This is a genomic window from Kitasatospora sp. NPDC004289, assembly GCF_053602875.1.
This window is the reverse complement of sequence record NZ_JBSGEL010000052.1, coordinates 48,085-57,148: the sequence shown is the minus strand read 5'-3', so window position 1 is coordinate 57,148 and position 9,064 is coordinate 48,085. Positions and strand designations below refer to the sequence as shown.

9 protein-coding genes are annotated in these 9,064 nt (G+C 75.4%); 5 read left to right on the top strand and 4 right to left on the bottom strand.

All coding sequences use genetic code 11. The annotated features are described in order from the left end of the window. Window positions 1-168 precede the first annotated feature (168 nt). Window positions 169-1,275: a helix-turn-helix domain-containing protein gene (locus tag ACWEPF_RS28930; protein WP_452174856.1), complete on the bottom strand. Its 1,107-nt coding sequence runs from the start codon at window positions 1,273-1,275 to the stop codon at window positions 169-171. Window positions 1,276-1,535: 260 nt separating this feature from the next. Here ACWEPF_RS28930 and ACWEPF_RS28925 point away from each other — a divergent pair, with 260 nt between their 5' ends. Beyond that, window positions 1,536-2,327, top strand: a complete 792-nt coding sequence (locus tag ACWEPF_RS28925) for a VIT1/CCC1 transporter family protein (RefSeq protein WP_452174855.1) — start codon at window positions 1,536-1,538, stop codon at window positions 2,325-2,327. A gap of 187 nt (window positions 2,328-2,514) precedes the next feature. On the opposite strand, the gene ACWEPF_RS28920 is transcribed toward ACWEPF_RS28925, so the two are convergent. Continuing rightward, a complete protein-coding gene (locus ACWEPF_RS28920; protein ID WP_452174854.1) occupies window positions 2,515-3,309 on the bottom strand; it encodes a tyrosine-protein phosphatase in 795 nt (264 codons plus the stop codon). 229 nt (window positions 3,310-3,538) lie between these two features. Here ACWEPF_RS28920 and ACWEPF_RS28915 point away from each other — a divergent pair, with 229 nt between their 5' ends. Both ACWEPF_RS28915 and ACWEPF_RS28910 read left to right on the top strand, forming a co-directional pair. After that, the gene (locus ACWEPF_RS28915; protein WP_449795140.1) at window positions 3,539-4,105 is read left to right on the top strand and encodes a DJ-1/PfpI family protein; all 567 of its coding nucleotides are present in this window, start codon (window positions 3,539-3,541) and stop codon (window positions 4,103-4,105) included. 111 nt (window positions 4,106-4,216) lie between these two features. Beyond that, window positions 4,217-4,882, top strand: coding sequence for an SDR family oxidoreductase (locus ACWEPF_RS28910; RefSeq protein WP_380148396.1), 666 nt, complete (start codon window positions 4,217-4,219; stop codon window positions 4,880-4,882). A 26-nt stretch (window positions 4,883-4,908) separates the two neighbouring features. Here the strand turns inward: ACWEPF_RS28910 and ACWEPF_RS28905 are convergent, their stop codons facing one another. Then, window positions 4,909-6,378 carry an MFS transporter gene (locus ACWEPF_RS28905; RefSeq protein ID WP_452174853.1) on the bottom strand — a complete coding sequence of 490 codons (1,470 nt, stop codon included), beginning with the start codon at window positions 6,376-6,378 and terminating at the stop codon, window positions 4,909-4,911. A gap of 492 nt (window positions 6,379-6,870) precedes the next feature. Here ACWEPF_RS28905 and ACWEPF_RS28900 point away from each other — a divergent pair, with 492 nt between their 5' ends. Next, window positions 6,871-7,311, top strand: coding sequence for a GNAT family N-acetyltransferase (locus ACWEPF_RS28900; RefSeq protein ID WP_345281035.1), 441 nt, complete (start codon window positions 6,871-6,873; stop codon window positions 7,309-7,311). Between the two features lie 7 nt (window positions 7,312-7,318). On the opposite strand, the gene ACWEPF_RS28895 is transcribed toward ACWEPF_RS28900, so the two are convergent. Then, window positions 7,319-8,203, bottom strand: coding sequence for an alpha/beta fold hydrolase (locus ACWEPF_RS28895; protein ID WP_452174852.1), 885 nt, complete (start codon window positions 8,201-8,203; stop codon window positions 7,319-7,321). An 84-nt stretch (window positions 8,204-8,287) separates the two neighbouring features. Between ACWEPF_RS28895 and ACWEPF_RS28890 the strand changes: the two genes are divergently transcribed. Next, a complete protein-coding gene (locus ACWEPF_RS28890) occupies window positions 8,288-8,845 on the top strand; it encodes a CGNR zinc finger domain-containing protein (RefSeq protein ID WP_449795143.1) in 558 nt (185 codons plus the stop codon). Window positions 8,846-9,064 lie beyond the last annotated feature (219 nt).

Sequence of the window (9,064 nt, the reverse complement as noted above, 5' to 3'; positions counted from 1 at the left end):
ATGATCTGACCAGCTCCCGCAGTGGATATGCCGGTTTGTCGACTCGTCCCCAGGGCTGTGGCGGCGTACCTGCAACTGAGGCTCCGTCAGCCAGTTGCAGGTGCTGCCGTTCCCCCGCGCGCAGTTCCTCGCGCCCCCGGGGTGGCCACCCTGGGGGTTCGCCGTGGGTCAGAGGTGGTGGTGGCGGGCGAGCCAGCGTTCGGACTGGCGGCGTTCCTCGGCGACGCGGCCGAGGGCGGCGGGGACGCGGGCCAGAGCGGTGGCGGCGGCCTCGGGGCGGCCGGCCCAGGCGAGGGCGCCGGCCAGGCGGGCCGTCACCAGGCTGCGGTAGTGCTGCTGTTCCGGGGGGAGCCGGGTCAGGCCCTGTTCGAGGGCGTCGGCGGCGGCCCGGGCGTGGGTGCGGCGGCCGGTGCGGACGGCGAGGTCGCGGTGGCAGGTGCCGTGGGTGAGCAGCAGCAGGGTGCCGGCCTCGGTGGAGGGTGCGGCGGCCGTGCGGTCGGCGGCCCGCTCCAGGGCGGCCTCGGCGGCGGCGCGGTCCCCGGCCAGGGCGTGGCCGCGGGCCTGGGCGAGCGCGGCCCGGGCCTCGGCGACCGCCCGTCCGGAGCGGGCGGCGTGCGCGGCGGCGGTCCTGGCCGAGCCGAGTGCGGCGGCGGCGTGTCCGGAGGCCCAGTGCACCGCGCTCTGCCGGGCCAGTAACAGCGCCGCCACCGCCAGGTCGTCGGCGGCCAGCGCCCACTCACGGCCGCACTCGTACCAGGCCAGCGCCCGCCCGTACTCCAGCCGGTCGAAGCGGGCCCAGCCGGCCAGTTCGGCGTACCGGGCGGCCAGTGCGCCGAGCCTGGCCCGCTCGGCGGCGGGGGCGGTGCGCTGCTGACGGGCCGCCAGCCGGGTGTGGTGCTCCAGCACGTCGACCAGGGCGTGGCCGCCGACCGCGCGGGCGGCGCTGCGGTAGGTCACCAGCAGCTGGGCCAGGGTCTCCGGGCCGGGGCCGGCGGCCAGGCTGCGGCTGTGCTGCGACAGGCGCCGCCGCTCGCGCTCCACCTGGGGCCATAGCTCGGCCAACTCGCCTTCGGTGTCGAGGAGTTCGTCTATCCGCTCGGCCATTCCGGCGGGGGGCCAGCGGCGGGTGTTCTCGACTCGGCTGATGTGCGAGTCGTCGTAGCCCAGGCGGCGGCCGAGTTCGGCCTGGCTCAGGCCGCGCAGCAGGCGCCAGTGGCGCAGCCGGGCGCCGAAGTCGGACCGGGCCGAGACGGCTGGATGCAGCTCGACGGACACGGGACCTCCAGTGGGGGTGTCCAGGGGGTGTCCAGTGGGGTGGACGGATGGGGGTGGACGCTGGGGTGCGAGGTGCTCGGGAGGGTCAAGCGCTGGACAAGAGGGGGTGAACGACGGGTGTGAGTCTGACAATGAATTGTCATGGACAGGTATCCCCGGAATGCCGAGAACGTCAAACCGACACGGGGGTCCTGACCCTCCGTCAGCAGGGCGTCACCGTACGCTGCGGAGCGACGGGACGACAGAGGTGGTGATCCGGGATGGCAGTGCCGGGGCCGGACTGGGACGTGTTGGCGCCGCACTGGCGGCCGGAGCTGCGCTCGGAGCGGGACGACGCGGCCGCCGAACGGGAGTTGGCCGGTATGCGGGCCACCGCCGAGCGGCTGGCCGGCGGCGGCATCCGGGCGGCGGTGCTCGGGGTCAACGACGGGCTGGTGACCAACCTGTGCCTGATCCTCGGGGTGGCGGGCGCGGCGGCCGAGGCCGGAACGGTCCGGCTGTCGGGGCTGGCCAGCCTGGTCGCGGGGGCGCTCTCGATGGCGGCCGGCGAGTGGGTCTCGGTGCGCAGCCAGTCCGAGGTGGCGCGGGGCATGGAGGGCTCGCTGCGGGAGGCGTGGCGGCTCTCCCCGCCGGTGGTGCTGGGGCACCTGACGGCCAGTCTGCGGGAGCGGGGGCTCGACCGGGAGACGGCGGTGCGGGCCAGCCGGGGCGTGGTGACGGGGCGGTCGGCCTCGGAGACGAGCACCCGGATCCTGTACGGCGTGAGCGCGAAGGACGCCGGTTCGCCGATGGTGGCGGCGGTCTCCTCGCTGCTGCTGTTCGCGGTCGGGGCGCTGCTGCCGCTGCTGCCGTGGTTCTTCGCGAGCGGCAACGGCGCGGTGCTGGCCTCGGTGGTGATCACGGCGGTGGCGTCGCTGGTGGTCGGCGGGGCGCTCGGGCGCGGCTCGGGGCGGGGTGCGTGGCGGACGGCGGGGCGGCAACTGCTGATCGTGGCACTGGCCTCGGCGGTCACGTACGGCCTGGGCGCCGTGGCGGGGACCTCGGTGACCTAGGGAGAGTGGCCACCCCGGGGCGCGGAGAACTACAGGTAGGGGAACGGCAGCACGTGCAACTGGCTGACGGAGCTTTAGGTGCAGGTGGGCCGCCTTCCGACTCGCGCCCGCGCGGCGGAGCCGCAGATCAGCAGAGCCTCGCGCCCCCGAGGGTGTGGCCGCCGGCGGACGACCACGCGGTGCCGGATCAGGCCGTCAGCTCGGTCCGCAGGGTGTCGAGGGTCTCGTCGTCGAGGCCGAGGGCGGTGCGGGCGTAGGTCTCGGCGTCGCCCCAGCCGTCGGTGAGGGTCTCCAGGGCGGCGGCCAGGTAGGCGGGCCGGACGGTGAGCAGCTCCTCGGTGACCCGGGGGTCGCCGCCGGCCGCGGTGAAGGCCTCGACGACGGGGGCGAAGGCGGCGCGGACGGCCGGGTTGACGGCGAGGTACTCGGCCTCGACGGTGGCGGGGTCGGCGCCGAGCAGGAGGAGCAGGAGGGCGGCGCCCCAGCCGGTGCGGTCCTTGCCGGCGGTGCAGTGGAAGAGGACGGGCCCGTCGGCGGGCGAGGCGAGCTCGGTGAGCAGGGTGCGGTAGGCGGCGCGGCCGGAGTCGCCGGCGACGAAGGAGCGGTAGTCGGAGATCAGTGCCTCGGCGGCGCGGCCGTCGCCGAGCAGGCGGTTGGCGGCGAGCGGGTCGGCCGTCACGGTGCCGAGTTTGGAGGCGGCGCCGGAGCTGACCAGGTCGGCGAGGACGTCGGCGACCACCAGGCGGCCGCCGGGCGGGATGACGTCGGGCCGGGCGGCGCGTTCGCGGTCGGTGCGCAGGTCCACCACGGTGCGCACGCCCAGGGCGTCGAAGAGCGGGTCGGCCCCGGGTGCGAAGCGGTCGAGCTGCCCGGAGCGCAGCACCAGGCCGGGTCTGACGGTGCGTCCGCCCGCGAGGGGGATGCCGCCGAGGTCGCGCAGATTGGGGACGGTGGCGGCCTCGATGGGCAGCGAGTACGGCACGGGTTCTCCTCCGGTCGGTCTGCTGCCGACGGTACGGGCCGGGCGGGGGCGGCGCGAGAGGGGTGCCCGGGGAGCGAAGGAGGGGGCGCACACAGGGAGCGCACGGGGGGCGCGCGGAAGCACGGAGCGGGCGTGATCACCAGGGTCCGTTGCCGGTGGACGGCCCGGCGCGGAAGGGTGGGGGCGGACCGTCCACGTGGGTGGGCGGCCGGTCTGCGAAGGGCGTGGAATGACGGCGAAGGTCCTGATCGTCACCGGTGACGCGGCGGAGTCGCTGGAGGTGCTCTACCCGTACCAGCGGCTGCGCGAGGAGGGCTACGAGGTGGTCGTCGCCGCGCCGTCGAAGAAGACGCTGCAGTTCGTGGTGCACGACTTCGTGCCCGGCTTCGACACCTACACCGAGAAGGCCGGCTACACCTGGCCCGCCGACGTGGCGTTCGAGGACGTCGACCCGGCCGAGTACGTGGCGCTGGTGATCCCCGGCGGACGCGCCCCCGAGTACCTGCGCAACGACCCGCAGGTGAAGCGGATCGTGGCCCACTTCTTCGAGGGCGACAAGCCGGTCGCGCAGATCTGCCACGGCCCGCTGATCACCCTGCCGGGCGGCGCCCTGACGGGCCGTCGCACGGCCGCGTACCCGGCGCTGGAGCTGGACGTGACCGGGGCCGGCGCGGTCTACGAGGACGCCGAGGCCGTGGTCGACGGCCAGCTGGTCTCCGCCCGGGCGTGGCCGGACCACCCGGGCTGGATGCGGGAGTTCGTGCGGATCCTGCGGGACAAGGCGCCGGTGGAGTGAGCTGAAACGGCGTCGGACCCCGGGTGCCCCGGTCCTCCTCGTGAGGGCCGGGGCACCGGCCGTTCGGCGTGGGGGCGGGCGCCGTCGTCGGCGGCGGGTTAGCGTCGGGGCATGCACGTGGTGATCGCCGGTGGGCACGGGAAGATCGCGCTCCAGCTGGAGCGGCTGCTGTCGGCGCGCGGGGACACCGTGACCGGCCTGATCCGCTCCGCCGCCCAGGCCGCGGACCTCAAGGCGGTCGGGGCCCGGCCGGTGGTCTGCGATCTGGAGTCCGTCTCGTTGGAGGACCTGGCGGGCGGGCTGAGCGGGGCCGACGCGGTGGTGTTCGCCGCCGGCGCCGGGCCGAACAGCGGCAGCGCCCGCAAGGACAGCGTCGACCGGGCGGCAGCGGTGCTGTTCGCCGACGCGGCCGAACTGGCCGGGGTGCCGCGCTACCTGATGGTCTCCACCATGGGCATCGAACGGGCCGGGGCGCCGGGCATGGACCAGGAGTTCACCGACTACCTGCGGGCCAAGGGCGCGGCCGAGGAGGACCTGAGGGCCCGTCGGATCGGCTGGACGGTGCTGCGCCCGGGCCCGCTGCTGGACGAGCCGGGCAGCGGCTTCGTCCGGCTCGCGGTGCCGGCGCTGCCGCTGGCGCCCGTCCCCCGGGAGGACGTGGCCCGGGTGCTGCTGGAGCTGCTGGACGCCCATGCGGCGATCGGCCGCACCCTGGAGCTCACCGCCGGGGCGGAGCCGGTGGCCGAGGCCGTCCGGGTGGCGCTGGCCAGCGCCTGACGGCGGGTCACCGGCTCCGGCCGGGATCAGTCGCCCCGTGCCGCGCCCTCCCGGACCTCGGGGCGGGCGGCCGGGGTGGCGGTCGGCTGCTCGGGGGTGCTGCGGTTGGCGAGGACGGAGAGCAGCAGGGCCACGGCGAAGACCGCAGTGCAGGCCAGGGCGGCCTGGAAGTAGGCGGCGCCCGGGGTGGCGGCGGAGCTGTTGAGGTAGATGCCGGAGATCGCCGAGATGCCGACGGCGGCGGCGATCCGCTGCGACATCTGGAGGATGCCGCCCGCCACCCCGGCCGCCTCGGCGGGGGCGTAGCGGAGCACCTGGGCCTGGTTGGGGGAGACCACCAGGCCGGCCGCGGCCCCGGTGCAGAGCTGGCCGAGGCCGAGCAGCACGGGCAGCCAGGACCCCGAGGTCCAGAGCGCGGCGAGACCGCTGAGCAGGACGGCGGCCAGCGCCAGGGTGAGGCCGAGCGGCACCAGATGGGCCCCGAAGCGTTGGACGGCGCGCCAGGCCACGGAGGAGACCACCGCCATCGCCACCGCGGAGGGCAGAGTGACGGCGGCCGCCGCGAGGGGCGTCAGGCCCAGCCCGTCCTGGAGGAACATCACCAGCACCAGGCTGCCGGCCAGCGAGGCGCCGAACTGGGCCATCGCGGTGAGGGTGCCCAGGGTGTACGGCGCGGAGCGCGGCAGCGAGGGGTGGATCAGCGGCTGACGGCCGGTCGCCGCGCAGTGCCGCTGCCACCAGGCCAGCAGGACGGCCAGGGCCAGGGCGGCGGCGCCCAGGCCCAGCTGGGCGGGGAGCGCGGCGGAGGTGACGAAGGGGAGCATCACCGCGACGGTGATGGCGGCGGTGAGCAGCAGGCCGAGCGGGTCCAGGGAGGAGAGGCCGTGCGCCGCCCCGGCGGCGGAGGCGGGGCGCGGGGCGGGGCGCGGGAGGTGACGGACCGCCAGGACCAGCGTGGCCAGTCCGGACGGGGCGCTGATCAGGAAGGCCAGCCGCCAGCCCCACTCCGGCCCGGCCAGCGGGATCAGGGCTCCGCCGAGCGGCGGGCCCAGGGCGATGGCCACCGCACAGGTCACCTGGTAGAGCCCGAGGGCCTTGGTGCGGGCCGCTCCGGTGAAGACGTCCTGGAGGGTGCCGATCATCTGGGAGTTGACCAGGCCGGCGCCCGCGCCCTGGAGCAGCCGCAGGACCACCAGGAGCCACGGGTCGGTGGCGGCCGCGGCGAGCAGGCCGGCCGCGACGAACAGGGCGATCCCGGCGACGAAGAACTGCTTGCGGCCGCGCAGGTCACCGAGCCGTCCGCCGGGTATCAGTGCCAGGCCGAAGGCGAGCGAGTAGCCGGCCACGATCCACTGGATCTGGGTGGCCGAGGCCTCCAGGGTGCTGCGCAGCGCGGGGACGGCGATGTTGAGGACGGAGTTGTCCAGCATGGTGGTGAAGCCGCCCGCCAGACAGACCGCGAGGATCCGGTTCTGCTTCTTCGCTGTTCTGTGCACTGACGGAGGCTAGCGGGTGCCGACCCCGCGGGGGAGGGGTGGGTCAGGTCCGTCGCGTACTCACGCACCTTGCCGTGGCCACTCCCGGGGGAGGGCGGTCACTCCTGGGGCGGAGGTGCGGGATCGGGTGCCGGGGGCGGGCCAGGGTCCGGGTCGGGCAGCGGCGGGCGCGGCCCCGGTCCGGGCGGCGGCCCGGGGAAGGGGTCCGGGCGGGGCGGCTCGGGGAACGGCGGGTGGGTGTCCGGGTTCGGGGGCACGGGCACGGTCATGGCGGCCTCCCTCGGTCTGTGTACGGGCACCTACCCCGGACCTCCGGGACGACACCCGCGGCGCGGCACGGGACGCCGTGCGTCGTAGCCCTGCGGGAGAGCCCGGCCGATCCGGACGGCAGCGGCGCACGGGGCGGCGCGGCAGGCGGCGGCGGTGGACGCACCGGCACTGCCGAGGCCGCGCACCGCCGCTGACCGGGCGCCTCCCCTAGGCTGTGCGGTCATGAGCGTTCTTGTGGATATCGCCCGGGAGGCGGACGGCGAGCTGGTCGAGGCCTTCGCCCGCCTGCTGCCGCAACTGTCCGGCAGCGCCGAGCCGTTGGACCGCGAGGCGGTGGCCGGATTGCTGGCCTGCTCGGCGAACACCGTGCTGCTGGCCCGGCTGGACGGGCGGATCGTCGGGACCTTGACCCTCGTACTGCTCCCGCTGCCGAGCGGGCTGCGGGCCCGGATCGAGGACGTGGTGGTGGACGCGGGGGCCCGTGGGCACGGCGTGGGCGCGGCGTTGACCGCCGAGGCGGTCCGGCTGGCGGAGGAGGGCGGGGCGCGGACGGTGGATCTGACCTCGAGGCCCTCGCGGGCGGCGGCGAACCGGTTGTACGAGCGGGCGGGGTTCGAGGTGCGGGGTTCGGTGGTCTACCGGCGGACCGTGGGGACGGGCTGAGCGGTCGTCAGGGCTTCCAGGTGCGGTCGAGGAAGTCGGCGATCAGGGGGGCGATCTCGGGGAGGTGGTCCTCGAGGGCGAAGTGGCCGGTGTCGAAGAGGTGGAGCTCGGCCTCGGGGAGGTCGCGCAGGTAGGCCTCGGCGCCGGTGGCGGGGAAGAAGGCGTCGTTGCGGCCCCAGAGGACCAGGGTGGGCGGGGTGTGCTCGCGCAGCCACTGCTGCCAGGCCGGGTACTGCGCGACGTTGGAGTGGTAGTCGAAGGCGAGGTCGAGCTGGGGCCGGGTGCGGCCGGGCAGGTCGAGGAAGTGCTGGTCGAGGGTCCAGCCCTCGGGGGCGATCAGCTCGGGGTCGACGGTGCCGCCCTCGTACTGGCCCCTGGTCATCGGGAGGGTGAGCAGCTCGCGGACGGTCTGCTCGGCGCCGGGCTGCCCGGGGCGCAGGGCGATGAAGTCGCGGGCCATCGGGGAGAGGCCCTCGGTGTAGGCGTTGGCGTTCTGCACCACCAGGCCGGCGATGCGGTGCGGCTGACGCAGCGCCAGTCGGAAGCCCACGGGGGCGCCGAAGTCGAAGGCGTAGAGCACGAAGCGCTCCAGGCCGAGGAGTTCGACGAAGCGCTCGGTGACCTCGGCGAGGTGGTCGAAGGTATAGGCGAAGGGGCCGCCGGCGGAGGCCGGTGCGGGGACGTCGCTGTGGCCGAAGCCCGGGTAGTCCGGGGCGATCAGGCGGTAGCGGGTGCCGAGGACGTCGATCAGGCGGCGGTACTGGTGCGAGGCGGAGGGGAAGCCGTGCAGCAGGAGCATCACCGGGGCGTCCGGATCGGTGGGCAGGCTCTCGCGGTAGAAGAGCCGCAGGCCGTCGACGTCGAGGTGGCGGTGGCGGACGCGGGCGATCATCTCTAATGCCTCCTTGGTGGCTGATGGCGTTAGCTTCTCGCAGGCTCTTCTAATGTGTCAAGGGATTGATTTAGCATTAGTGACATGGCTGACCCACTGATCGGTGAACCGCTCGCCCTGGATCTGCTCAACACCCGTCCCCGGGACGGTGACCAGCTCGCCGATCCGGCGGCACTCCGGCGCTGGCTCGAACTCCAGGAGGCCCGCGGGCTGTTGGAGGTCCCGGCGGTGACCGGGCCGGCCGAGCTGACCGCCGTCCGTGAGGTGCGGGAGCTGGCGGTGGTCGCGGTCGGGAGGGTCCGGCGGGGCGAGCCGGTGCCGGGGGCGGTGCTCGACGCGCTCAACGCCCGGCTGCTGGCGGCCCCGTTGGTGGGCGAGCTGCTCCCCGGCCCGGCCGGGCCGGTCTACCGGCTGCGCCGCACCGGCCCGGCCTCGGCCCGGCTGGCGGGTGAACTCGCTGAGGCGGTGGCCGAGTTGGTGACCGGCGGGGAGGTGCTGGCCGCTGTGCGGGACTGTGCCGCCGAGGACTGCGCGTTGATGTTCGTGCCCGCGAACCCCCGGCGCCGCTGGTGCTCACCGGCCACCTGTGGCAACCGCGCCCGGGTGGCCCGGCACTACCGCCGTCGGCGGGACGGGAGTTGAGAGGAGGGGAGGGCGGGACTGAGGCGGTGTCAGCCTGGACGCGGCCGCGCATGACGGGCCGGGTCGCGGCCGGCAGGGGCGGGGCGGTGCTCGGCCGCGTGCCGCGTCGTGGGCCTTGCCGTCTGCGTCATGGGTCGCGCGTCCTGCTGCTGGTCGCTTGCGTCCGGCCAGGGCCGGTGGTGCGTGGGCGGGGGGTAGGCTCGGGCGGATCGAGTGAGG

Excerpts from the sequence above, each read along its gene's own strand:
- ACWEPF_RS28900 (WP_345281035.1), top strand. The coding sequence starts at position 6,871 with ATGAGCGTTCTTGTGGATATCGCCCGGGAGGCGGACGGCGAGCTGGTC.
- ACWEPF_RS28910 (WP_380148396.1), top strand. The coding sequence starts at position 4,217 with ATGCACGTGGTGATCGCCGGTGGGCACGGGAAGATCGCGCTCCAGCTG.
- ACWEPF_RS28890 (WP_449795143.1), top strand. The coding sequence starts at position 8,288 with ATGGCTGACCCACTGATCGGTGAACCGCTCGCCCTGGATCTGCTCAAC.
- ACWEPF_RS28915 (WP_449795140.1), top strand. The coding sequence starts at position 3,539 with ATGACGGCGAAGGTCCTGATCGTCACCGGTGACGCGGCGGAGTCGCTG.
- ACWEPF_RS28925 (WP_452174855.1), top strand. The coding sequence starts at position 1,536 with ATGGCAGTGCCGGGGCCGGACTGGGACGTGTTGGCGCCGCACTGGCGG.
- ACWEPF_RS28895 (WP_452174852.1), bottom strand. The coding sequence starts at position 8,203 with ATGATCGCCCGCGTCCGCCACCGCCACCTCGACGTCGACGGCCTGCGG.